This is a genomic window from Rathayibacter sp. VKM Ac-2928 (assembly GCF_022815545.1).
In the GTDB taxonomy this organism is placed as follows: Bacteria; Actinomycetota; Actinomycetes; order Actinomycetales; family Microbacteriaceae; genus Rathayibacter; species Rathayibacter festucae.
On the sequence record NZ_JALGRU010000007.1, the window covers coordinates 18,926 to 41,679 of the forward strand.

Below are 22,754 nucleotides of genomic sequence, written 5' to 3' on the forward strand. Positions count from 1 at the left end.
TACGGGATAGTGAGAGGGCCCCTATTTCCTGTCACTGTCAAAGAGGGTTTCTTGTCCGACTCGGTCGATTTCGGCGTCGCCGCCGGGGCCGATGAGGATGACCATGTTGGTCCCGTTGTTTCGTGCGCTCGGGACGAGGATGCCTCCGCGTTGGAGCCAAGCGATCGATCCGCCGACCCGCTGGCATGCCGCGTGGTCGTCGGACTCGACGTCGGTCATCGAGAGTCCTGCAGCAGTGAGAGCGCCAGGCCCGGTGAGATCGACGATGTTGTCGGCATCGACCTGAAGTTCGTACAGCACGCGTCTGCGGAAGAACCGTCGTGGCTGAACTTCGATCATCCGGTCGCCTTCGGCGATCGCGGTGTCGCGGTCGAGTGCAGCGTAGATGGCACCGACGCCGGGTGGGTTCCATCGGGCACCGCCGATGTTGATGCGTTCGGGTTCGTAGTCGTTGAACATGTGCCGCCAGACACGACCCCGCCACTCCCGTGTGGGGAGGTTCTCGATGGCGTCAAGAAAGGCGGGGTCGTAGGTGGGCATGGTTAGACGAACGCTCCGTCTCGGAGCTGGTCGAGCAGAGCGAGGACGTCGTCAGCTCGGCCCGCTTGTATTCGGTCCGCGGGGGTTTGTCCCGCGAGGAGTCGGTGGCGGGAGAAGAGCCAGAGTCGGGCTTCTTCGGGGTCGTAGAACTCGCTGAGCTGGTCGGCGAGCCACTCGAGGGTGAGCAGCTGCTGCAGCTTCGCGGAGTGCGGGTCGACCTTCCCTTGCTGCCATCTCGAGATCGTCTGTGGTGTGGTGTCCAGGAGCTGGGCGATTTCGCGGCTCTGAACTCCGGCGTGCGCCTTGATCGAATCCAGGCGCGCCGCTACTGCGCTTGCCATGGTGTGCTCTCTTCTCTCGTCATTCCTTCCATTGTGAGCTACGCGCTGGGACGTACGCGCAGCCGGCGTCCAGCGGCGGGTGCGCTGATACTGAAGTCGGAGCGCTGCTCGAGTTCCGCTCCGAGCGTCCGCCGCCACGAGTCGAGACGCTTGCGCACGTTCAGCAGAGCCGGCTCGAGCTCGGCCGCTCGCACCGCCCGGTCGGTCGCAGGGCGGAGGAAGTTCTCCATGTAGTAGCCGGCGCGCAGCGACGGCGGCATCGCGGAAAGCTGCGCGACCTCGCGGGCCCGTTCCCTGAGGAAGTGACCTCTCGGGTTCGCCACCTGGTCTGACCAACCGCGCGGGCAGCAGGTCGTGTCGTGGCATCCGTGCAACGACTTCATACCCCGCTTCGCAAACAGGGAGTCCGCCACCTTCGGGTCCAGGAATGCACCGATCTGGTGCAGATAGACACGAGCCGGGGGCAGGAACTTTCGCGCGTCGGGCTTTGGGGCTCGCAGGATCCCGTCGAGGTTGACGGTGTCGGTGAACGTCACCCCCGACTCGATGCCCCCGACAGCGCCGAACGCGAGAAGCGCGACTCCGACGTTGCCACTGTGCTCGGCGACGATCGGGATCCCGAGCGCGTGCAACTGCCGGCAAAGCGCGAGATAGCGCTTGAGGGCGAGAGGTCCGCTGCTGCTCGTGCCGAAGGGATGCAGCCGCAGCCACACTCCATCGATTGGCAGTCCGCTCAGGTGCTCGATGAGCTGCTCCATCAGCCCTGGTGTCGCCAAGGTCGAGGTCCGCACCATGACGGGGTAGTAGATCAGGGCGTTCCGAAGTTCGAGCTCGTTGAGATTCTGCCGGAGGGCACGAGTGAGTGTGGCGTCGATCGCCCACCAGGGGGAGTCGGCACTCCCGAGCAGATGCGTCGGGGCGAGGACGGCGCTGACCCGGGCCTCAGCCGCGTACTCGGAGAAGGAACGCACGAGCTGACCCGCCCCCGGTCCGGAGAGCGTCAGTGGCGACTGCATCACCTCGGACGCCCAGGGGAGGCGCGGGACGCCACTCATGGCGTAGCCGCCGGGGGAGGAGAGCTCGAGGCTCTTGCTGTCCAGGACCGTCTCGACACCAGCAGCACGCGCGTGCTCGATCAGGGGTACCTGGCGCTCCGCGTGCACCGGATTGATCACCAACCCGGACCCGCTCCCACGGCCTTCCGCCAACGCCTGGGCCAGGACCGTGTGGTCGTTGTAGCCGGGGCGGATGAAGCTACCGAGCGGTTCCGGAGCGGGACGAAGCGTGCGGGGTCGTGCAGTGGATGTCACCATCATCGATCACCTTCCTCACCTAGAGGTTAGCACCGCAATCATCACAGCAATGAACATTTTGGTGAAGATTTGCTACCCTGGAGTCACCAGACATTGGAGGGCATCATGCCGAACAACAACCGCCGCGACGTCTCCCCGAACTCCGGGAACGGATGGAAGGTGACCACCCCCGGCGCGAGCCGGCCGACCGCGACCGCACGCACTCAGTCGGCTGCCGAGAAGATCGCGAAGAGCCAAGTCTCTGCGGCGGGCGGCGGACAGGTCTACATCCGCACCCCGAAGGGCGTGATCCGGGACGCCGACACCGTGAAGCCGGGCAACGAGTCATCCACCAAGGACACCAAGCACTAGAAGCCCGAACACCTGGCGGAGAGCGTCTCTTGCAGGAGCACCAGCCCACTCGGGCGATCGCCGCGGTAGGAGCGGCAGCTACCTTCTTGTCGACGGGAGCCGGCGCGTGATCGATTCGGGAACGGCAGCTCTCATCGCAGCGAGCGTCGCGCTCGTCGTCGGAAGCGCGGGCATCATCGCCAACACCTGGGTCGCGCATCGCAACCGCCTGGCCGGACTGCAGCTGCAATATGCCGGCGAGCGGGCGAAGGCGATGGTGCGCGTTCTGCAGCTCCTCGAGACCGGCCTCCGCAGCGCCGACAACCGCATCTTCAACCTCACCCAGGCGCGCAGGGAAGACGATCCCTACACCGGTGCACCGGGTGACCCGTACGCACCGAACCGACGTCCGGACACCGAGCGAGATCTCGCGGCGGAGGCCGAGGCGCGAGCTCTGATCGGCGCCTACGGCGACCATGAAATGGATGTGGCGTTCCTGGTCTGGGTCCAGGCGCTCGACGAGATCGATGAAGCCTTCGACCTCGCCGAGTACAACTACATCGAGCAGCAGCAATCCGCCACCTCAGGCCACTTCGCGGTCGCCCAACTGAAGGCGAGTGGAGCGCACGGAAATCTCCGCCTCATGATCCGCAAGACCATCCGCGTCGTGCCGCCACCGCGTCGCACGCTCGTCAACAGTCGGCGCCTGCAGGGAAACCGGGGACGGAAATGATTCGTTCCCTGACTTCGTCACGACCCTCTTCAGGAGATCGCGCCTGGTGCGACCGAGGATACGACGTGCGTTTCACCCGGTCTTTCCTCCTCACTATTGCAGCCGTGACCGGCCACGTGGAGAGTGCCTGACGCTCCCTTGAGAAGGTGGCCGAGGAACTTTCCGTGCGCCTACTGCTGGACGGCGTCGTCCGCTGGACCACCCCCGCCCGGTAGTCGCCTCGCTCACACCTCGAGTCACGCTCCGCGGACCGCTCACGGTCACTCCGGGTGGTGCGAGACATCGGAACGTCCGGCGCACGATCCCTCGGGGCGGACACGAGAGCACGACAGGCGGTGGGCTACCGCGTAGATCGACGCGCTACTTGGTCTCAAACGCTGCGGCTTGACCCTGCAGCCTGCAGCTTGCCGGCCTCCCTGCGACACGCCGACCGACCAGACCCTGGAGAAAGGGTCCCACGTCGATTCCAGGGCGTGGTCAGCGCGATACCTGCGGCTGAGGACGCATTTCCGGTCGGCCAGGCGAACTTGGGCCGGAGATCGCCTCTGAGAGCCCACGAAGGGAGGGGTGTTCTGGGATAATGGATGCCAGGACGTCGGGAGCAGGTCGAGCTCGGCGCCCCCGGACAGACGAAAAGCCCAGCACCGCTACCAACGGTCTGAGCTTTGTCTGTTCGCCAGTCGGTGAACGTTTTGGGAAGTAGTGTTTCCCGGTCGTGATACCGGAAATACTACGCGGCAGCAAGTTATCCACAAAACCCGACGCGCCCCGGGCGTGTCGAGCAGCTATCCACAGCCCCGGTCGTGGACGGCGGGTAGCTCTGCCACACCAGGCGTCACCGTCCTTCGTGAACTCGACCAGTTCTACGGAGGACAAGATGAGCGCTCACTGCGCGCATTGCGGCGCCTCTTCGCGGACACGCTTCTGGGTGGGGTTGGCTGTGCAAGCAGTCGTCCACATCGGGTTGACGGTCGGGAGATGGTGGCTGGGGCTCTAAGCCCCAAGAGGCTCCGCACCTATGGGTGCGGAGCCTCGCGCGTTCACCCATGCTGCCGGCCAGTTGGATCGTGGAGGCAGCAGCTGCGGTCGCTCGCTGCGGCGCCGGGCGGCGCGACCGGGTTCAGGCCTCGCCGTCGAACTCCTGCCAGTGCACGTTCTCGAGCGCGTCCTCGATCGTGCTCGCGGGGTTTCCGTGGCTCACCGTCGTGTCCTCGGGGCGGGTTCCCTCCGCTCGAGCGGAGTACCGCAGCGTCGGGGGGACGGACGGGCCCTGATCGGAGACCGTCACGGTGATCTGTCGACTTCCGCGGTAGATCTGGAACCGACGCTCCTCCCAGACCTCGTCGGCTCCGGCGGCCCTCTTCACATGCTCCATTGCATCATCCATATCGCGAGAGTAGCTCGCCCTAGACCTACGGCAACATCGCGATCGCCGGAGACAACGCTCAGCAGCAGGCGACGTCCACCCTCGGCGCACGCTCCCTCTCGGCGGCGCTGCAGGAGTCACGGGCCGACGTAGACGAATGCCCCCCAGTCGATGGCGTTCGCGAAGGGCGCGTCGTCCGGCTCCAGGCGCTTCAGGTACTTCTCGAGGATCTCTGCCATCTGCAGCGGCAGCTCGTGAAAGCCGTTGGCTGCGTCGGCGGGGTTGAGCGCCCGGAGCCAGTCCTGTGCCTCTGAAAGTGCCGTGGCGGGATCGGAACGTACTGAGTCCGAGCTGTAGAACTTGCACATCACGAGCGCCGCGGGGAGATCGTTGACATCCCAGAGCGTTGTGACGACGGCGCGCGCGCCGACGTGGAGAAAGCCGTGGGCGATCGCGGTCATCTCATCGGGGTTCCATCCGCCCGATGCGCCTGATTGGCAGGCGGATGCGACGACGAGGTCGAGGTGCTGCGCCTCTGCGGTCGCGATCAGGTCCGCGAAAGTCAGTTCCTGTCCTTGTCCAAGCGAGAGGTGGGAGCGAGTCGGATCGCTCGAGTCGAACCGGGCATGGCACGCCAGGTGGATGGTGTGAGCGTCTGCTATCGAGGCGAGCGCCGTCGTGCGGGTCGTGGCTCCTGGGAACGTCCGGGTGTCAGGGTAGGCGCTCGTGAAGGCGGCGCCTTCGTGAGCGGCGAGCGGAAGGTCTCCGTCGGGGTCGATGAAGGCGATCGCGTCACCACCGCTGCGAGTAGGGCGTTCTCGGAGGGCGAGGCCGATCCCCTCGGAGGGCAGGTAGCGGACGGTGGGACGCCACTTTGGTGGTCCCTGTTCGCGGAGGAGGATGTGGAGCGGGACGCCGGCCCATGCTCCTGAAGTGACGACGTGGAGGTCGGTGTCGCCGCGAGCGAAGGAGACGATGTCCGCCAAGACCGGGCTCAACTTGGCACCGAGTTGCCTTAGGGCGGAAGATCGGGCAGCTCGTGAACGAACTCGGAGTAGCTGGGCGACGAGATCGGCTACCTCTACGCCTAATGCGTAGGCTGTGGCGAATCGGACTCCGTCTGTTCCTCGTATGACGAGGGATGTGCCGATGTTGCTGCCGGTGAGGTGAATCGTCGTCGATTCGGGCAGTTCCTGCGTCGTGAGATCGGTCGGCGGGAGCCCAAGGCGGCGTCGGAGTAGGTGGCCTCGACTCCGTTCCACGGCGGCGACAGCCAGAAGCGGCCGCCCCTCCAGAACTCGCGCGAGGGCCTCTCGTCCGACCAGGTCTTCACTGTCGGCCAATTCTCCAAGGATCAGGTGAGTGCCGTCCGCACTATCGACGAGGCGCCGACGGGCGTAGCCTGCCTGCTCCAACGACGTCGCCGCCTCTGCCCATGAACCCACCTCGAAGTACAGGGTGCCGAGGTTCCGCCACGCCACCGCAACGTGATGGTCGGAGTTTCCGCGAGCCAGTTCCACGACGCTGCGGTAGCTCGCCGCGGAATCGGCAGCGCTCGTCTCCGAGTCCGACAACGACTGGAGATTCCCCAGAGTGATCAGCGCCGTCAGGTGCGCACTGGTGGTGAGCCCGAGGTGCTCCGCGGCACGATCGACCGCGAGCCTCGCCGTCACCAGAGCCTGCGGCAGATACTGGCGACCAGCACCGGCTGGATCGGATCGATGGACGAGATCCCCCATGATCGACGCGGAGTTCACGAGCGCCGTTATCGCCACCTCACTGTCTGCGCTCAGAGCCAGCGCGGCGTCCCGCAAGCCCACACAGCGTTCGAGGAGCGCTGGTATCCCGGTCGACGAGCCGCTGTCTCTCACTGACCGGTAGGTGATCGAGACCTCGGTCGTTCGTCGCATCAGTAGGTCAGCTGCGGACAGGCTCAGTCCCGGCTGATTCGGCGTGCGCGAGAGCGACTCGAGTGCCGTGTCGGCGTTCGACGTTCCGACGATACGAGCGCCGTAGGTGGTCGCGATGTTCGTCTCGATGACGAAGCGCAGGTGAGTGTTGTCCGGGTCGAGAAGCAACGCTGCCCGCTCGGCTTGCGCGAGGAGACCCAGCTGGGCCTCACTTCGAGCCGCGCGGGGCAGGTTCCTCTGGCGGTGCATGAGCCCGACGAGGTTCGTGAGCACATCGGGGAGGTGCGGTGATGCCCGCAGATGCAGTATCCGCGCGTACTCACTCACACGGTCCACAGCGGATTCGACATCGGCTGGGTCCGGACCGAGCAGATCAGCGGCCATCACAAATGAGTTCGCTCGGTTCATCACGACGAGATCGTGATCGGCGTCGAACGCGCTCTCCGCCATCGCGACAGCTCGATCAGCGACCCGGATCGCCTCCTCGATATAGCTGCGGTTCCGGCGGGGACTGTCGTAGAGCGCTCGGGAGAGCGAGGTCAAGGCTCCAGCTACCTCCACACCCTCCCTGAGCGTCGACTCGAGCGCGGCCGTTGCAGTCCTCACCGCCTCCAGTCTTCCTCCATCACTGGGCGCGAGCGCAGCCGCCGCGTCGACGAGCATTTGGACTTCCGCCTGGAGATCAGTCGGCGCGCCTCCCCGGAACAGGTCGAGCGTTCGAAGTCGTTGAATCGTTCGTGCCATCACGAGGTCGCGCGTCTGTGGGTCGGGCTGCGCGTTGATGAGTGCATGGATCGTCGCCCGCACCGTGGTTCTCCATTGCGGTGCGACTAGCTCGGGGTGCGCTTCGAGGAGCGCCTGAGCGGCCGCATAGGTCTCGGTGACCGCCAGCTGCCCCACCATCGCGGTGATGGGCGGCATCGGCAGCATCTCTGTCACGGAGGAGCGCCAAGACCGAATCTCGTCATGCGGCGCCGGCACGTCGGGGTCGATGACGCCGACGAGAACCGGGCCGAGAGGGGCCGCGGAGACACCGCGCCACCAGTCAACGCGGACTGGTGCGATCCGCGCGGCGGTCATCTCAGGAAAAGCAGCGCGAGCGGCAACGACCCACTCTGTGTCCTCGTCCGGCGTCGTCGCCCAGGGGAACGCCGCGAGGAGGTCAGCTGCGTCGCCGTTCCGGATCTGGAAGAGCGGCGCAGCGAAGGGGAGCTTCCTCCCGCACGCAGGGCACTCGATACCCTCTGCGCTGGCCACCTGTGCTTGCGCTCCGACGTGGTCGAGCCAATCAGCCACGATCGTCGACAAGACAACGAACGACGCCTTACACGAAGGGCACGTGTGCGGGACATCCGCGACGCCCCAATCGAGCTTCAAGGGCAACGCGCCGGCGAGACGCCGTACGAGGGCCGCCATCTCGACTCAGTCTCGAGCTGAGGAGCCGAGGATCTCCGACACGATCCTCTCCGTCGCTGCCAGCCCCGCTTCGATCGACCCTTCGCCGACTACTTCGCTCTCCACGATCCGATCACCGGAGGACGTCGGGACGACAACAGTGAGAACGAAGCGCTGCTCTGCGTCTCGCTGCGCACGCCTTGCTCGCAGGATCCCGTGCACGGAGGACACGATCGCGGCCCAGATCGCGGACGCCGCCAGATTGACCGAGACATCGGTGACCAGAGCCGTGATCATGGCAACATCGTTGGCGTCGGTTCGCGCTCGCCCCATTTCTGACGCCCGGACCTCGATCTCTACCTCGTGCGGCGGATCGATTAGCCCAACCGTCGAGTAGTCACCCATGACCTCATCTACGAGAAGCACGAGGTCAGGTCGGCGCGCCGCCGCCGTGACGATGTAGCTTCCCCGCAACCACTCTTCGGTCATGGCGCGAGCCTACCGCCGAGCGCCCCGCTGGAACCCTCGACGATCGAGGTTCGATTGCGGTGCGGCGAAGGCCGCACCGGGTTTGCGAGCATTGGCGCGGTGGTAGACGTTACAGATGGCTACGAAACCAATTGGTGAGCCTGACCGAGATGTTTCGAGTGGCCCATCCACTCGTGACAGTTACGACCAAGACCTTGTCATCGGAATCGACGTGCTTCACCACCATATCCCGAACTTCGGCCGCGCTCCCTGTGCTCACGACCATCCATACGCTCTCGAGGGGGTGGCTCGATTCCGAGTAACTCTTCAGGTGTTCGTGCAGCTTCGAGTAGTCGCGTTCTGGAGCGCGCAGGTCGTAACTCACTATGTAGGTCGTCATGATCTCTAGTGGATCACAGCTGAGCGTCGCCTCATGTGTCGTGGGCTCGCCTACCTCGCTGCGATAGCGGCACGCAGCCACACGGACATACCCGCGATTATTAGCCAGTAGGGGCACTCGGTCAGTGAGGGGCCGGCAGCGCCGGCCCCTCGTCCTCGCCCTGACCGCCGCGACGGTCGAGGAGCTGGCGGCCGTGTCGCCTGGAGGTCGGATGCAGACCCCGAATCTCAATCCCCTCCGAGGACGAACCGATGAAGACGCACGGAAGGTCTTCGGAAGGGGACGACGATCGCGAGGGCACAGGTCGATCGTAGGAGTGGGTGACCGGTCGGATCGGCTAGAGCCAGCGTTCGGCGAGGTGGTCAGCGTCATCTCCGCATGAGAAGTCCGCCTGTCCATGTCGGAGGGATGTGGTCGGATGACGCCATGAGCGCGCGACGCACCCCGCCCCGAGAGCAGCAACCATCCAGAACGACGCGGAGCGTGGAACATAGCGAGCAGGTGATGCAATCCGTCGACTCGTTGCTGGCCACTCTCGAAGAGCTGCAGGCACAGCCCTCCCCGATGGCGGCAGCGGAGGAGCAGATCACGTCGCAGCTGGCGGCACTGACGGACGCTCTGAAGGAGCACCGTCCGGAGCGGGTGATCGAGCTTGCACGGCTCGGATGCCTTCCCTGGTCAGGGTTTCTGGGCATGGGGGTGGATACGCAGAGTGGACCGGCCAAGGCGGAACTGATCGCTCTTCTCGCTCTCTCCTCGTCGACAGCGACAGCGGACGGCTCAGCGGAGGATGACGATCCACACTCGCTCCGGAAGGAGGCTCAGGAGTGGATACAGCAGACAGAGGCGCTGATCTACTCGATGCAAGCGCTGCACTTCCTGGGCGCCAGGGCTGACGCAGGTGATCCCCTCACGACCATCGCGATGTCATCACGGTTGAGGGAGCTGTGGGTGCGGAACACGTCATACCCGGACATGGTCAAAACCACCCACGATCTCCTCTTCAGGGAGGAACCGACGCGCTCGGAGCTCATGAAGCTCGCCGGGTTCGATGCCGACGACGCCGTTGGGGTCATGACGGCTCTGCACGATCTGCAGGTGTCTGCTTTGAACGGACGATTTCAGGCGATGGTGACGGCCTTGCAGGAGGCTGCGGAGTCGGGGACGACGGATGCGGAATCCGAGCTCGCTCGCCGCGCGAAGGCCGCGATCAACAACGCCGCTCAGCCGACCGCCGACCTGGTGGCCTTTACGCCGGCAGCTATCGCCGCCGAAGCAGGTGTGACCGAGTCGGTAGCGTTCGCCGTGCTTGAGCAGTTCTCGGTTTCCGTGGAAGGCAAGAACGCTCGAGAAGTGCTCGACAGCTTCCTCAGTGGGGACAACCCACTCAGGACGAACCCGGTGATCCGAACGGATCGGGGCACCTTTCTCATGGTTCACGACGCGCTAGTTCAGCCGGCGGTTCGGGAAAATCTCGAGCAGCTGATGAAGACGACGCCATCCGCGTGGGCGGTCTACCAGAAGCGCCGCGGAGACGTGCTGGAAGAGATCGGGAAGGCGGCGTTCCAGAAACTGCTCCCGGGCTGCACCACGCACTTCTCCTTCGACTACTTCGTTCCGGTTGATGCCGAGGAGGCGAGCGGTCTACCGACGGCGTATACCAAGAAGGTGGAGGGCGATCTCCTGGTCGTTCTGGATGACGTGGCCGTCATCATCGAAGCGAAGGCTGTCGCTCTGACTCCCGCAGCGCGAGCTGGGGAGACGCGTCGACTGCGCGACAACCTGGTCGGCATCGTCACGAAGGCCGCGAAGCAGGCCGCCCGCGTGCAGACGAGAATCGAGGAGGACGGCGGTCTCCAACTGCGATACGGCGGATGGCTGGATCTCACCCATATCCGGGAGATACATACCGTCGTGCTGAGCCTGGAGGACCTGTCAGGGTTGGCGATCGCGACGCACGATCTGATCGACGCGAACTTGCTCGACGCGACGAAGACACCGTGGGTGGTGTCGATTCACGACCTTCAGGTCATCGCAGACGTCATCGACCGGCCGGCGGAATTCCTGCTCTACCTTCGTCGGCGCCGCGACCCCGAGGCGTCCCGCCGATACTTCGCGGCGGACGAGCTCGACCTCCTCCTCTACTTCTTCCGGAAGGGGCTCTACGTCGAGCCCGACCCGACTCTCGCGACGCTGCCACATTTGCGATCAAGCGCTCCCCGCACTGGGGACCTACGACGTCGTGCCCAGCAGCAGCTCGTGGTAATCCCGACCCTCACCGACCCGCTCGACGCATGGCACGACGCGCAGATCGATGCTGCGAAACCGAGCGCTCCAAAACCGGTGAGGCTCAACAGCCCGTTGAACGCTCTGGCCGATGAGCTGCAGCAGCGCGGCGACTACGGATGGCTGAGCCTGGGGGCGACGTTCATCTCCGGTTCCACCAAAATGCAGGCTGATTGGCCACGGAGATTGAAGAGGCTGCTCGACGAGCCGACCGGATCACCTCGACGCTGGACCACTCCCTTTGGAACGACGGCCGACAACGCCTGGCTCTTGGTGCTGTGCACGCGTCCTGAAGGCGTGGATCTGGCAGACGTCGTCGACGAGACCAGGACGTACTTGAAGGCGAAGAAGTACCAGCTGCAGCTCCGACGGGGCGCGGTCCTGATCTACGACGAGACCACTGAGCGTCTCGTCGAGGTGGTCTACGACGGGACGCTGCCGACTCCCGACTCGCAGATGGATGAGGAGGTGAAGAGGCTGCTCCCGATCGAGAAGTTCGCGAGCGCTCCTCCGCCGGCCAGGCGCGGACAGCGTACGCAGCCGAAGCGCAAGAACCGGAGGTGAGCTCGTGATCGGCCGGACGGGCTCAGCTGGTCTGGTCGGTCTCGTGCTCGAGAGTCGCTGGCCTTGCTCAGCTCATGTGGGTCTCCATGGCCGAGCTGGCCGTGTCCGCGTCGTGATCGCGGATGGCCTGGAATCCGGGATCGTGCTCGTGCAGGGAGACGGCGAAGGTGGCTTCGGCGTCCATGACCCGGTGCAGACGGGATTCTCGAGAACCCCGACCGCATCAGGACTACCGACCGATCTCGTCATCGATCACATGGGCCGGATCCCGGCCGTCACGCATCCGGCCTTCGCGGCCGTGATGGACTTCATCGACGAGGGGCAAGCGCGGGTCAAGCTCCCCGGCGTCTACCACGAGTCCCCGGAGGGGCCACCCAGCTACAGCGACCGCTCTGCTGTCGGCGCCGCTTTCGCGAGCGCAGCACCCGAGCGGATGCTCTAGGGAGGTGATTGGCCGCACCCGACCGCCTCACGCGGCGAAGTACCAATGCCCGATGACGCCGCTCTTCTGGACCTCTTCGCTTCGTGGGCTACCCGCCAGAAGGACCGCCGCCGAATCCTCGTCGACAACCTGCAGATCGTCTACGGCTTCTAGCGGAGAGAAACTCTGCTCCATCCCCCATTCGGCATACCCGCGGGGGCGCTTGCCTGTCCTGATCAAGCCGATCACCGAAGTAGGTCAGACCGTTGGACGTTTCCTTCCAAGATCACCGCCGCCTCGTCGGAGTGCATCTGGATCCACGAGTTGGGCAGGACGTCGAGCGGATAATTGGCGAGAGGGAATCGGTGGGTCAGCAGTCTCAAGCCCACAACGGCGTCCGGCCCGTAGAGCGGCCACTCGCTGGCGTCCGCCCAGTCATCTGTCGCCTGGCCCTCTTCGGCGACGACCAGGCTCCAAATGAACGGCGGGAAGACGACGTCTGCGAAGGAGAGATGGACCGCGGCCTCCTGAAGAACACGTCGCGAATGGATGGAGCCAGAGAGGCGCGCTCGGCTGAACCCATATGCAGCGACGCGAAGCTTTGTCTGCGCCGGAAGCCGCACCGGCCCACCTGCTCGCAGAGCGGTGGCAAGCTCGGGAAACAACAGTCGCAGAGTGGGGTTGAGGGCGTGCATCCCGTGGAGAATCGAGCGCGAGACGGGTCCGGGTGCCAATCGCACAGGTGGCACGGCTGACAGCTGTGCGAGAGGCGCGAAGGTGCTCCCGTAGCGGATGACCGAGCGTGCGAAGTCCGCATACGCCTCGTCGAAGCGACTTCCTGCGTCGCTATTGCAGCGCGAGCACAGACCGCGCACCCACATCCCACCCTCGAGCGGTCGGCCCGCGGGGAGCACCCTGCCGTCGACGGTGCGGAAGACGAGGCGCTTCACATTGGTCCCGTTGCCGGCAGCACGCGGAGGCACATGAGCCCGGGTGGAGAGTGCCCAGACACCGCAGATCCCGCAGAAGCGCTCGCACTCGCGCTGCGATTCGAGACCAAGAACGGAGGGGGCGGGCACGAGGAGATTCTCACACCGAAGATTCTGACCGCAGCCCATCTCGATCCGTCCGAACAAAACACTGACATAGTCTCAATTATGAGATGTCAGCACGACGCCCCCGCAGCCGGCGGTGTAGTCGTTCTTCTGCGGCGACGATCGCGTGTGCAGGTCAGCTGGGTTCTGGGTAGGTCAGGAAGTCGACGTCGGTGATGTCGGTCATTTCGTCGTCCCAGGAGGGGCGGGCCGGCTGCATGCGCTGCGTCTCTCGTTCGATGTGGGCGATGGCGTCTTCATCGACGGGTTCGTCGCCGTGGCTGTTCTCGACGGGGGTGGAGAACAGCTGGTTGGCGGGCCCGATGAGTAGGTGGGCGTAGGCGTTGCTGCCGCCGTCGGTGACGGCGGGAACAGAGACGACGTCTGATTTGCCGACGTCCGCGAGGGCTCGCGCGTAGCGGAGGACCGCTTTGCAGGTGACGTCGGCGACGAGCATGGATCCGCTGGAGTAGTAGAGCTTTCTCATGGGGTCGTTGTGCTTTCAGGCCGTGTCGTCGCGGTGGGGGATTGATCGGGTTCGTCGCTGATGCGCAGGCCCGCGGCGGTGTGGGAGTCGGCGAGGAGCTGACGGATCCAGCTCGGGTTGATCGCCGGAGGGCGGCCGCCATGGTATTTGAACCGCAGCGGGATCGCCGGGTGCATCCAGATGCTGGTGCGTCCGTCTCCGATGCTCTGGGAGTCCTTCCAGGAGAAGTAGAAGGACTCGTTGCGGGTCAGTTTCGAGCCGATGACGATCTGGAGGTGGGCGAGGACTCGGTCATCGAAGTCTGCTTCGAGGGAGGAGTCGTAGTGCAAGCGGCCCATGGTGGCCTTCCCGACACAGGAGACTGCGCCCATCTCGGGAGTGTGACACACGCCGAAGGTCCGAGCGTCATCTTCTCAAAACTCCGGTGAGGCAAAAGCGAGCGCCCCACACCGCGTGCGCCGGAAGGCGCCAATCGTCGGCACCATGCTCCGCGGTACGCCGCAATCCCAAACGGCCACCGATATTCTCGGCAGGGCCTCCGTTCTCCTCTCCGTCGTGCCGCGCGAGGCATGCTGGGGCCATGATCAGACGCATCGGCATCCTCGGGTACGGCCGGATGGGAGTACCCGTCGCGCGGCGGCTGCAGGGGCACGGCTTCGACGTGACGGTGTCCGACGTCGACGGGAGGCGCTGCAGCGGGCGCAGGCCAACTGGCTGTCGACGGCGCCGGACGGTGCCGCGCTGGCGGCCCGCTCGGACACGCTGATCACCGTGCTGCCGGGGCCGATCGAGTGCCGGGAGGCCCTGCTCGGCGCGGGCGGCGCGCTCGGCGGGCTGGCTCCGGGCGGCGTCTGGCTCGACTTCACCAGCAACGACCCACGCAGCGTCGCGACCCTGGTGGCGGAGGCTGAGCGGCGGGGGATCGGCGCGGTCGCGGCTCCGCTGCGGGGCGGGCCGGCGGACGCCGCGGCGGGGACGCTCGGCTTCTACCTCGGCGGGGACGCCGCCGCGGTGCACGAGGTGGTGGACGTGCTGGTGGCGCTGGGGCACGACGCTGCGATGCCCGTCGCGCAGTCGGATCCCGTGCTCGCGCACGTCGCGAAACTGGTCGCCAACACCCTCTGGTTCGGCCAGGTGATCGCCGTCACCGAGGTGCTCCTGCTGGGCCGAGCGCTGGGCTGGGAACCGCCCGCCCTACGCGCCGCGCTGCTGGAGAGTCCCGGCGCAAGCGCCTTCCTCGAGCGGCACGCACCGGCGCTCCTCGCCGGCGACCGCATGCCCGACTTCCCGCTCGGCCGCGTCGTCGAGGAGCTGGAGACGGTGCTGCGCCTCGCCGAGGAAGCCGGGACGCCGCGCGAGACAATCGCGCTCGTCACCCGCCTGCACCGGGAGGCCCTCGCCTCCTTCGGCGACGTGGACGGCGAGCTCCTCGCCGCCGCACTCCTCGAGGAGCGCGCGGGCCGACCCCTCACGGCCGACACGCCGCCCGATCGGGACAAACCCACAGCGACCAGCTGACGCAGGTCGTCTTCCTCTCGTCCCTCGTCGTCTAAATGATCTGGATCCATGAGCACAAGACCACCTGCGCACGTCCCGTTAGGGGATGGTCTACCGGTCACCGATTTCGTCAGTGAGGAGTCGGCGCGCGCGCGGCGCTGGCATCAGTCGGTGTTGAGGGTGTTCCTGGGGTATTCGCCGAAGCGGCGTGCGTAGTGGGCGGAGAAGCGGCCGAGGTGGGTGAAGCCCCAGCGGCCGGCGATCTCGCCGACGGTGGTGGTGCCGGGTTCGAGGGTGCGGAGCTCGGCGTGGAGGCGGTCGAGGCGGATGCGGCGAAGGTAGTCGAGCGGGGTGACGTCGAGTTCGCGTCGGAAGAGAGCTTGAAGACCACGGACGCTGACGCCGGCGGCGGTCGCGACGTCGTCGATGGCGATGGGGAGGTGGGCGTCGGCGTGCAGGTGCTCGATCGCGGCGCGGAGGGTGGCGCCGGAGGGCCTGGCGATCGGGGTCGAAACGGCGAGGGGAATGTGGGGGAAGGTGTCGAGGAGGGAGACGGCGGCGGTGCGCTTGGCCTCGCTGCCCAGCAGGGCGGGGCTGTCGTCGTTGTAGATGACGCGCGCGACGCCGGCGACAGTGCTCGCCCACTTCTGCAGTGCGTCGCCGGTCGGTTGGGCGCGGGTGTCGAAGAGCAGCGCGCCGGTGGCACCCTCGTGCTCGGCGGCGACGCATTCGAGGAAGGCGCCGTCGAAGTGCATCAGGTTCTGGCGGTGATCGGCGAAGTCGAACTCGGCCGGACGGCCGTTGGCGAAGACAGCCGGCTGCCCGTGCGCGAGGCGGACGGCGTCGCCGGTGAGGTCGAGCGCGCCGGTGCCAGCGGTGATCCACGAGACGATGTACTCGCCCTCGGTGTGGATCGCGCCGCGGATCGATCCGGTGAAGAGGTTGCCGCGGAGGGTGAGCTCGTCGTCACCGACCTGTGAGTAGCGGAACGTGAAGTCGGCCTCGGTGGGTTCGACGCTGAATCCGTACCCGTGGTACTCGCCCTCGAGCAGGGTGCGCGCCTCGTCGAAGTCGTGGCCGGTCACTTCCGACCGTGCGACCCGACCGTGATCCGTGTTCATCGTCCATAGATTCCCACGGAGCAACGGTGCGCGCGGCATCGAGAGCCCCGTCGTTTCGTTAAGCGGATGAACTAAGCGGCGCGGAGCTGGACGCCTTCGGGTCCGACGGCCTTCGACATGGCCTGCACCGTCGCGGAGCGCAGGTGAGCGACGAGGTGCGTGACGTGCGCTTCGTCGCACTCGACGGTCAGCGCGAACAGCGGCCCGCGCGACGCCGACCGCCAGGAGCGGATGTCGACGGCATCGATGCGGGTCAGATCGCCGCCCTCGCGGAGATACACCGCGTCGGGGGTGATGGCGACGCTTCCGCCACCGTCGACGTGGGACGTGGAGCAGGCGAAGAGAGGCACGACGTCGTCCGGGTATCCGCGGTCCTCGGACGAGGCGAACTCGAAGAAGTCCATCTTCGTCTCCCTTCTCGTTCCGGTGCGCCGCGTCATCCTGTCCGACGCGGGTGCGAGATGTTCCTTGATCGTCGTATAAGGCGATGGAGCCAGCTAGCGCTTATCGGCGCCCGCGCGCACTCCCCTTGCGCGAGCGCCTGCAGCCTGGATCAGGCGGCGACGGTCGTCCGAGGAGCCTGGCGGTGCTGCGGCTCGGGCATCACGCTCAGCCCGCGGCCGCTGTTGGCCTCGTTCATCAGCTCCTGCACCCAGGTCGGGTTCAGTGCCGGGGCTCGACTGCCGTGGAAGGAGAACTGCACCGGGATGCTCGGGCTGAGCCAGAGCGTCTGGCGGCCGCTGCCGTGCGAGGCCGGCACGGTCAGGGTGAAGGCGAAGGACTCCCCGCGGCGGAACTTGTTGATGATGACGACCTGCAGGTGCGCGAGGAGACGGTCCTCGATGTCGTGCTCGGTCGGAGGAGTGCCGTAGAGGAGAGTGCCCATGATCGTGATCCTGTCTCGAGAGGGAGGAGGGGGAGCTGGTGGAGGGAGCGTGTGATGCGTTCGGTCAGGCGGCGACGTCGACGCTGGTGACGTGGCCCTCGACGGCGGTCATCGCCTCACGGAGTGAGCCGAAGGCGCCGATGAGCGCACCGGTGTCGTCGAGGGCTGTCAAAGCGGCGCCGCGGACCTCGATGCGGCCCTGGTGCAGTCCGGAGGACACGGCGACCAGACCGCGGGACCGACTGCGATCCACTCCGCTCGGGGGAGGACGAATGTCGCACGACGAGACAGGACCGAGACGACAGGCATGAGGAACCCCTTCAGAAGGCGTGACGATCAGCGCCCTCAACGACGCGCTGTAGTCGCCCGGCGGTCCTAGGACTGGAACCGCCTCGAATCTGCGACGCAGTAGTGACGGTATCGACGACCTAGAGCGCCACGGGGATTTCTATCCACTGAGCGTCACGGTGGCGAGGGCTTTCGTCGTCGATGCGGAGCTCAGACGTAGTCCATGCCGTACAGGTCGTCGTAGTCGGTCTCGCCCACGGGCGCGCGCGGGATGGTGGGCAGCGGGGCCTCGTCGTGCTGCTCGAGCACGACCGTGCTCGTCGCCGTGACCAGCACCTCGACCTGACCTCCCAGGACGGTGCGCAGCGAGAGGAACGCGGGCGCCGTCCGCATCGCGTCCAGGACCGCCTGCTTCGTCTCGATCATCGTCGATCCTGCCGCGAGCAGATAGGTCCGCTCCTGCACCGTGACCTGCAGCATGTGGTACCCCTTCATCGCCGACCTGACGCCGGCATCCTCGACGGTACGAAGTGAAGGGGACTCCATGGACACGGTTGACCCGCCGACGGTTGTCGTCTAACGACTGTGGGAGGCTTCACCCGTGGGACAACTGATCTACGGCCCGGGCACCGAGTACGACATGGACGACCGCACCCTCGCGCACGTGAAGCTCGCGCTCACCGCGAAGCTGCGCCGCCAGGAGAGCTTCCTGCTGTCCTGGCCGATCTCCGTCGATCACGGCTCCGGTCGCGCTTCGCTGTGGATCGCCCCGTCGATCCCGCTGCAGTTCCAGTTCAGTGGCAGCCGGCCGCCCACCATCAACAAGGCCTGGGTCCTCGCGATGCTCGAGACCTCGCACAGCGACCGCGGCCTGGTCATCCTGGCCGAGGCCGAGCTCGACCGGACCCCGCCCGTCTGAGGAGCCGTCTACGACGCCGGTATCCGATGGTTCGCGAATCCGCCATCCCCCTCCGTCAGGGGTCAGGTCCCTTGCCCCCTTGGGAGAGCGGATCTTGGATGGGTTCCAGGAGCCGCTTCGACTTGGGGCGGTGAGCCACGAAGGAGGACGCCGTGAAGGCTGTCGTGTACAAGGGACCGTTCGACGTCGCGGTGGAGACCGTGCCGGATCCCACCATCCAGGAGCCGTTGGATGCGATCATCCGCATCACCTCGGCGAACATCTGCGGGTCCGATCTGCACCCCTACGAGGGCCGGGTCGAGTTCGAGTCGGGCATGGTCTTCGGCCACGAGAACATGGGGATCGTCGAGGAGGTCGGCCCCGGAGTGAACCGGATCAAGGTCGGCGACCGGGTGTCGGTGCCGTTCAACCTCGCCTGCGGAACCTGCCGCAACTGCAACGACGGCTTCACGTCGGCCTGTCTGCGGGCGAACCCGTCGGGCCAGCCGGGCGCGGGCTACGGCTATCCGGCGATGGGGCCGTACTGGGGCGGTCAGGCCGAGCTGCTGCGGGTGCCGTGGGCGGACTTCAACCTGCTCGAGCTGCCGGCCGGCACAGAGCACGAGCTCGACTACACGATGCTCTCCGACATCTTCCCGACCGGCTACCACGGCACGGAGCTGGCGAAGGTGACCCCGGGCAAGAGCGTCGCGATCTTCGGCGCCGGCCCGGTGGGGCTGATGGCGGCGCACAGCGCGTTCCTGCGCGGGGCGTCGCAGGTCTTCGTCGTCGACCACCAGGCCGACCGGCTCGCGCTGGCCGAGAAGTACGGCGCGACCGCGGTGAACGCGGCGGACGTGGACGTCGTCGAGGCGATCATGGACGGCACCGACGGCTTCGGCGTCGACTCCGGGGTGGAGGCGGTCGGCTACCAGGCGCACGACTCCGCCGGGAACGAGCACCCCTCGCTGGTGCTGGACAACCTCGTGCAGGTCGTCCGCGCGACGGGCGCGATCGGCGTGGTCGGCGTGTACAACCCGTCGGACCCCGACGCCGCGACCGAGGAGGCGAAGGAGGGGCGCATCGCCTTCGACTTCGGCACCGCGTTCACGAAGGGCATCAGCATCGGCACGGGGCAGTGCCCGGTGAAGGCGTACAACCGGCACCTGCGCGACCTGATCATCCACGGCCGCGCCACTCCGGGCGACATCGTCTCGCACGAGCTGCCGCTGGACGACGCGGTGCGCGGCTTCGACCAGTTCGACAAGCGCGTCGACGGCTGGACCAAGGTCGTCCTGCACCCCGCCCACTGAGGCTCCGTCCTAGGGGTGATCGGACGAGCGACGGGTGCCTGCGGGCGCCCGTCGCTCGTTTGTCCGCGCGCGCGAGACGCGCAGCGGGAGCGTCGGGGCGTCAGTCCGGGAGGTCGTCGAGGGTCTCGGGCTCGTTCAGGGCGCGGGCGTTCGTGTCGGAGCGGTAGGACGTCGAGTCGTCGTAGACCGGGCGCCGCACGCGCTGGATGGAGCCGAGCGGCCGGTGCTCGACGAGGCAGTGCCAGGGGTTGAACGACAGCTCGTCGTCGCCGTAGACGCGGCGGGCCGGCGAGAAGGAGTCCTGCGGCTCGAGGGTGAGCGTCGCCACCGTCCGGTACGGCGTGACGTCCTCCGGCCAGCGCACGGACGCGTCCTCGACGGGCGTGGTCTCCAGGTCGGTCGCCAGCTGCACGCGCAGCTCCCACACTCCGCGGCCCTCGGCGAAGAAGGCCGAGGTGAGGTCGCGGTAGGCGGAGGGCTCCCGGATCGACACGTGCTCGCCGGTCAGCGCCGTGAGGTTCTCCGAGACCGGAGCCGCCGACACCTTGGCGACGTGATCGCCGTGGCGGAGCGCGCCCTGCGACCAGTAGGTCTCGCCGAGCAGGTGCACGTGCGGCTTCGCCTGCCCGGCGGGGCCGCCGGTGCGGTCGATGCCGACGCTGCGCAGCACGTCCGCCGCTCCGCGCAGCACCGTCGTCGCCGCGACCTGGACACCCTCGGGCGCCTTCGACGTCTGCAGCAGCACCGCTTGGTCGCGCCGGTAGGTGTGCACGTCGCCGGAGGAGATCGTCGGATGGTTCACCAGCAGGAAGTCCTGCGTGCGCGGCTGCGTGTCGCCGGGCAGGACCTTCTCGCCGTCCACCTCCAGCACCTTGATCGCCATGCCGAAGGCCGAGCCGATGCCGTCGGAGACGATGTCGCCGGGAGCCGTCGAGAACCGGACGATGACGGGGTGCTCCGCGGGCCGCGCGAAGAGCCCCTGCGCGAGCTCGACCGGCAGGCCGTCATGCACGCGGAGAGTGCCCGCGAGGATCCCGTGGCTCTTCGCGTGCGCGTCGCGGACGGCGTGACGGGTCTTCTCGAACGCCATGATCCGGATCTTCGCGAAGGTCTCGCGGAGCGCCTGGACGTCCTCGTCCTCGTGCGGCTGCTGCTGCTCGACCTCGGGTCCGTAGCTCAGGTAGGCGGTGCGGTCCGTCATGGCGGAACCTCCTCTGCGATGGTGGGGCGCGCTCCTCTAGGCGTATTCCTCTGTGCTTACTCCTGTGGGCGCCCTCCCATCGTGACCCCGGCACGGGTCGGGCGTCGGGGCCCTCGACGCGGCGCCCGGTTGCTGCTAGCCGCGACCGAGAACATGCCTCCGCCCTCCCCTGCATCCTCTGCTCGCCGGCGCGGCACGGCCCCTCGCTGGAGAGGGGCCGTCAGCGCCTCACTCGGGGTGGTCGAGCGTGCTGATGTCGATGACGTAGCGGAACTCGATGTCCTTGGCCACGATCGCGTCGAACGCCTCGTTGATGCGGTCGATCGGGATGACCTCGACGTCGGCGCTGATGCCGTGCTCGGCGCAGAAGTCGAGGACGTCCTGGGTCTCGGCGATGCTGCCGATCATCGAGCCGGCGATCGAGATGCGCTGGAGCGAGATCGTCGAGAAGTCGATGCCCCCCTCGTGGATCGGCTCCAGCATCCCGACCGAGACCAGGCGTCCGTCGTGCTTGACGAGCGACAGGTAGGTCACCGGGTCGGCTTGGCGTCCGTTGAGGGGTCGTTCACCGCGTCACTTCGGCGAGCGGGATGCGTCGCGCGCGGGCGCGGGCGGCAGTGTCCCATTAGACCCGCCCGATGAAATGCCCGGTGACGGGGCGGCTATCGGGACACTGGAGTGGTGGACCAGAAGGCGATGCTGCGCACCCGAGCTGAGGCGCTGGATGACCTCGAGCAGCAGCTGCGTTCCGAAGCCGACATCAAGGTGGAGCGGCTCGTGCGGACGGAGAACGGGTTCCGGCTGCAGGAGACGGAGACCTTCACGGTCGAGGTGTGCAAGATGCTGTTTAACTGGCGCCTCGTGGTGATGCCGCCGCACCAGCAGATCGAGACGACCCACGGGTACTGCTACTTCGACACCGGCATCGAGAGCTTGGCCCGCGCGGTCGCAGCCGGCCTGCAATGGGCAGATCCGATGAACACGGCTCCGGAGGGGTTCGACAAGCAGGCGTTCTGACGGCGCTCTGAACTCGAATCGTGCAACAGACGCGCCGGGAGCGCCGACCTCCACTGAGCCATTACGCGCGCTCGGTCTCACAACTGACATAATCTCGCTTATGAGAAGCGGCATTGGGAAGCGCCCGGGGGAGCGCACAAGCCCTGTACCGCCCTCGACGGGCCTGGGTACCGTCGCTGACGACCCGCACCACTCCTCGAGGCACCGGACCGGTGCAGAACAGGTGACAGCACATGACTCGCGAGCAGAACATCGCCTCCCAGCAGGCCTTCGGCGAGGCGGTCAACGCCGGCGACTTCGCCGCGTTCGACGCACTCGTCGCGCCCGACTCGGTCGATCACGACCCGGCGCCCGGCCAGGCACCCGGTCCGGCGGGATACGCCGCGTTCTTCGGCGACCTGCGGACCGCGTTCCCCGACATGGCACTCGAGGTCGAGAAGCTCGTCGCGGACGACGACAGCGTCGCGTTCGCCTACACACTGACCGGCACGCAGACCGGTGTGTTCCAGGGCCACGCGCCGACGGGCAAGTCCGTGAAGATCCGCGGCATGCAGATCAGCACCTTCGTCGACGGCAAGCTCGCCGAGCGCTGGGGAAGCAGCGACGAGCTCGGCATCCTCAGGCAGCTCGGCCTCGCACCCGGCGCCTAGCCGGCGGGACTCCGGCGGGTTCCGAGGCTCGTGTGCAACTCACACCTCGGAGCCCGTCGAGCTGAGTGTGTGCGAACAAACTGACATAACGTCGATTATCGGATATTGACGAGAGAGGCGCCGGCCACAATGAACAGCGCGCTCAAGCGTCAGATGTGCGACCGGAGCTTACTTGGTCTCGCATGCAGTGTCGGGCGGCGCACGCACGTTGCGTCACCGACCGGTCACCGTGAGG

Annotated in this window: 26 protein-coding genes and 1 pseudogene; 10 read left to right on the forward strand and 17 right to left on the reverse strand. The window is 66.7% G+C overall.

Annotated features, from left to right (window positions below):
* Positions 1-21 precede the first annotated feature (21 nt).
* The 3 genes from MT350_RS19445 to MT350_RS19455 are packed head-to-tail and all read right to left on the reverse strand — an operon-like array spanning position 22 to position 2,194.
* A complete protein-coding gene (locus tag MT350_RS19445) occupies positions 22-540 on the reverse strand; it encodes an RES family NAD+ phosphorylase (RefSeq protein WP_243616479.1) in 519 nt (172 codons plus the stop codon).
* Positions 541-542: 2 nt separating this feature from the next.
* The gene (locus tag MT350_RS19450) at positions 543-881 is read right to left on the reverse strand and encodes an antitoxin Xre/MbcA/ParS toxin-binding domain-containing protein (protein WP_243616480.1); all 339 of its coding nucleotides are present in this window, start codon (positions 879-881) and stop codon (positions 543-545) included.
* 38 nt (positions 882-919) lie between these two features.
* Positions 920-2,194 (reverse strand): hypothetical protein, encoded by a 1,275-nt coding sequence (locus tag MT350_RS19455; RefSeq protein WP_243616481.1) that lies wholly within the window; start codon positions 2,192-2,194, stop codon positions 920-922.
* Between the two features lie 105 nt (positions 2,195-2,299).
* On the opposite strand from MT350_RS19455, the gene MT350_RS19460 reads away from it, so the two are divergent.
* Both MT350_RS19460 and MT350_RS19465 read left to right on the forward strand, forming a co-directional pair.
* Positions 2,300-2,545, forward strand: coding sequence for a DUF2188 domain-containing protein (locus MT350_RS19460; protein ID WP_243616482.1), 246 nt, complete (start codon positions 2,300-2,302; stop codon positions 2,543-2,545).
* A 106-nt stretch (positions 2,546-2,651) separates the two neighbouring features.
* A complete protein-coding gene (locus MT350_RS19465) occupies positions 2,652-3,257 on the forward strand; it encodes a hypothetical protein (RefSeq protein WP_243616483.1) in 606 nt (201 codons plus the stop codon).
* A 1,120-nt stretch (positions 3,258-4,377) separates the two neighbouring features.
* On the opposite strand, the gene MT350_RS19470 is transcribed toward MT350_RS19465, so the two are convergent.
* From MT350_RS19470 to MT350_RS19480, 3 genes are all read right to left on the reverse strand, one after another.
* A complete protein-coding gene (locus tag MT350_RS19470) occupies positions 4,378-4,632 on the reverse strand; it encodes a hypothetical protein (RefSeq protein WP_243616484.1) in 255 nt (84 codons plus the stop codon).
* Between the two features lie 128 nt (positions 4,633-4,760).
* Entirely contained in the window at positions 4,761-7,949 is a 3,189-nt protein-coding gene (locus MT350_RS19475; RefSeq protein ID WP_243616485.1) for a CHAT domain-containing protein, read from the reverse strand.
* 6 nt (positions 7,950-7,955) lie between these two features.
* Positions 7,956-8,417, reverse strand: a complete 462-nt coding sequence (locus tag MT350_RS19480; RefSeq protein WP_243616486.1) for a hypothetical protein — start codon at positions 8,415-8,417, stop codon at positions 7,956-7,958.
* A gap of 883 nt (positions 8,418-9,300) precedes the next feature.
* Here MT350_RS19480 and MT350_RS19485 point away from each other — a divergent pair.
* Complete coding sequence (locus MT350_RS19485; protein WP_243616487.1) at positions 9,301-11,646, forward strand: hypothetical protein; 2,346 nt, start codon at positions 9,301-9,303, stop codon at positions 11,644-11,646.
* 67 nt (positions 11,647-11,713) lie between these two features.
* Here MT350_RS19485 and MT350_RS20610 read toward each other — a convergent pair whose 3' ends face one another.
* Positions 11,714-11,800: a hypothetical protein gene (locus MT350_RS20610; protein WP_374206656.1), complete on the reverse strand. Its 87-nt coding sequence runs from the start codon at positions 11,798-11,800 to the stop codon at positions 11,714-11,716.
* Between MT350_RS20610 and MT350_RS19490 the strand changes: the two genes are divergently transcribed.
* Entirely contained in the window at positions 11,759-12,088 is a 330-nt protein-coding gene (locus tag MT350_RS19490; protein ID WP_243616488.1) for an amidohydrolase family protein, read from the forward strand. The two genes, MT350_RS20610 and MT350_RS19490, sit on opposite strands and share 42 nt — an antisense overlap.
* Positions 12,089-12,312: 224 nt before the next feature.
* On the opposite strand, the gene MT350_RS19495 is transcribed toward MT350_RS19490, so the two are convergent.
* The 3 genes from MT350_RS19495 to MT350_RS19505 all read right to left on the reverse strand — a co-directional run bounded on the left by MT350_RS19495 (position 12,313) and on the right by MT350_RS19505 (position 14,019).
* Complete coding sequence (locus MT350_RS19495) at positions 12,313-13,017, reverse strand: hypothetical protein (protein WP_243616489.1); 705 nt, start codon at positions 13,015-13,017, stop codon at positions 12,313-12,315.
* A 280-nt stretch (positions 13,018-13,297) separates the two neighbouring features.
* Complete coding sequence (locus MT350_RS19500) at positions 13,298-13,648, reverse strand: hypothetical protein (RefSeq protein WP_243616490.1); 351 nt, start codon at positions 13,646-13,648, stop codon at positions 13,298-13,300.
* Positions 13,645-14,019: an ATP-dependent DNA ligase gene (locus MT350_RS19505; protein ID WP_308197486.1), complete on the reverse strand. Its 375-nt coding sequence runs from the start codon at positions 14,017-14,019 to the stop codon at positions 13,645-13,647. The genes MT350_RS19500 and MT350_RS19505 overlap by 4 nt, the downstream gene beginning before the upstream one ends.
* 245 nt (positions 14,020-14,264) lie before the next feature.
* On the opposite strand from MT350_RS19505, the pseudogene MT350_RS20615 reads away from it, so the two are divergent.
* A pseudogene (locus MT350_RS20615) lies at positions 14,265-14,638 on the forward strand (NAD(P)-binding domain-containing protein); the annotation flags it as partial.
* 69 nt (positions 14,639-14,707) lie between these two features.
* Positions 14,708-15,166: an NAD-binding protein gene (locus MT350_RS20620; protein WP_374206657.1), complete on the forward strand. Its 459-nt coding sequence runs from the start codon at positions 14,708-14,710 to the stop codon at positions 15,164-15,166.
* Between the two features lie 143 nt (positions 15,167-15,309).
* On the opposite strand, the gene MT350_RS20555 is transcribed toward MT350_RS20620, so the two are convergent.
* The 5 genes from MT350_RS20555 to MT350_RS19535 all read right to left on the reverse strand — a co-directional run bounded on the left by MT350_RS20555 (position 15,310) and on the right by MT350_RS19535 (position 17,920).
* Positions 15,310-16,230, reverse strand: a complete 921-nt coding sequence (locus tag MT350_RS20555) for a helix-turn-helix transcriptional regulator (RefSeq protein ID WP_243616492.1) — start codon at positions 16,228-16,230, stop codon at positions 15,310-15,312.
* A 107-nt stretch (positions 16,231-16,337) separates the two neighbouring features.
* Complete coding sequence (locus MT350_RS19520; protein ID WP_243616493.1) at positions 16,338-16,670, reverse strand: hypothetical protein; 333 nt, start codon at positions 16,668-16,670, stop codon at positions 16,338-16,340.
* 149 nt (positions 16,671-16,819) lie between these two features.
* Positions 16,820-17,152 carry an ATP-dependent DNA ligase gene (locus MT350_RS19525; protein ID WP_243616494.1) on the reverse strand — a complete coding sequence of 111 codons (333 nt, stop codon included), beginning with the start codon at positions 17,150-17,152 and terminating at the stop codon, positions 16,820-16,822.
* Between the two features lie 64 nt (positions 17,153-17,216).
* Positions 17,217-17,372 carry a hypothetical protein gene (locus MT350_RS19530; RefSeq protein WP_243616495.1) on the reverse strand — a complete coding sequence of 52 codons (156 nt, stop codon included), beginning with the start codon at positions 17,370-17,372 and terminating at the stop codon, positions 17,217-17,219.
* Between the two features lie 278 nt (positions 17,373-17,650).
* Complete coding sequence (locus MT350_RS19535; RefSeq protein WP_243616496.1) at positions 17,651-17,920, reverse strand: hypothetical protein; 270 nt, start codon at positions 17,918-17,920, stop codon at positions 17,651-17,653.
* 121 nt (positions 17,921-18,041) lie between these two features.
* Between MT350_RS19535 and MT350_RS19540 the strand changes: the two genes are divergently transcribed.
* A complete protein-coding gene (locus MT350_RS19540; protein WP_243616497.1) occupies positions 18,042-18,359 on the forward strand; it encodes a hypothetical protein in 318 nt (105 codons plus the stop codon).
* A gap of 152 nt (positions 18,360-18,511) precedes the next feature.
* On the forward strand, positions 18,512-19,651 hold the full coding sequence (locus MT350_RS20560) for a glutathione-independent formaldehyde dehydrogenase (protein ID WP_132438216.1): 1,140 nt from the start codon (positions 18,512-18,514) through the stop codon (positions 19,649-19,651).
* Between the two features lie 100 nt (positions 19,652-19,751).
* Here the strand turns inward: MT350_RS20560 and MT350_RS19550 are convergent, their stop codons facing one another.
* Both MT350_RS19550 and MT350_RS19555 read right to left on the reverse strand, forming a co-directional pair.
* Entirely contained in the window at positions 19,752-20,852 is a 1,101-nt protein-coding gene (locus MT350_RS19550) for a catalase family protein (RefSeq protein ID WP_243616498.1), read from the reverse strand.
* Positions 20,853-21,080: 228 nt separating this feature from the next.
* A complete protein-coding gene (locus tag MT350_RS19555; protein ID WP_132438214.1) occupies positions 21,081-21,386 on the reverse strand; it encodes a hypothetical protein in 306 nt (101 codons plus the stop codon).
* 147 nt (positions 21,387-21,533) lie between these two features.
* On the opposite strand from MT350_RS19555, the gene MT350_RS19560 reads away from it, so the two are divergent.
* Positions 21,534-21,869 (forward strand): hypothetical protein, encoded by a 336-nt coding sequence (locus MT350_RS19560; RefSeq protein ID WP_243616499.1) that lies wholly within the window; start codon positions 21,534-21,536, stop codon positions 21,867-21,869.
* Between the two features lie 233 nt (positions 21,870-22,102).
* The gene (locus MT350_RS19565; protein ID WP_243616500.1) at positions 22,103-22,519 is read left to right on the forward strand and encodes an ester cyclase; all 417 of its coding nucleotides are present in this window, start codon (positions 22,103-22,105) and stop codon (positions 22,517-22,519) included.
* Positions 22,520-22,754: the final 235 nt, after the last annotated feature.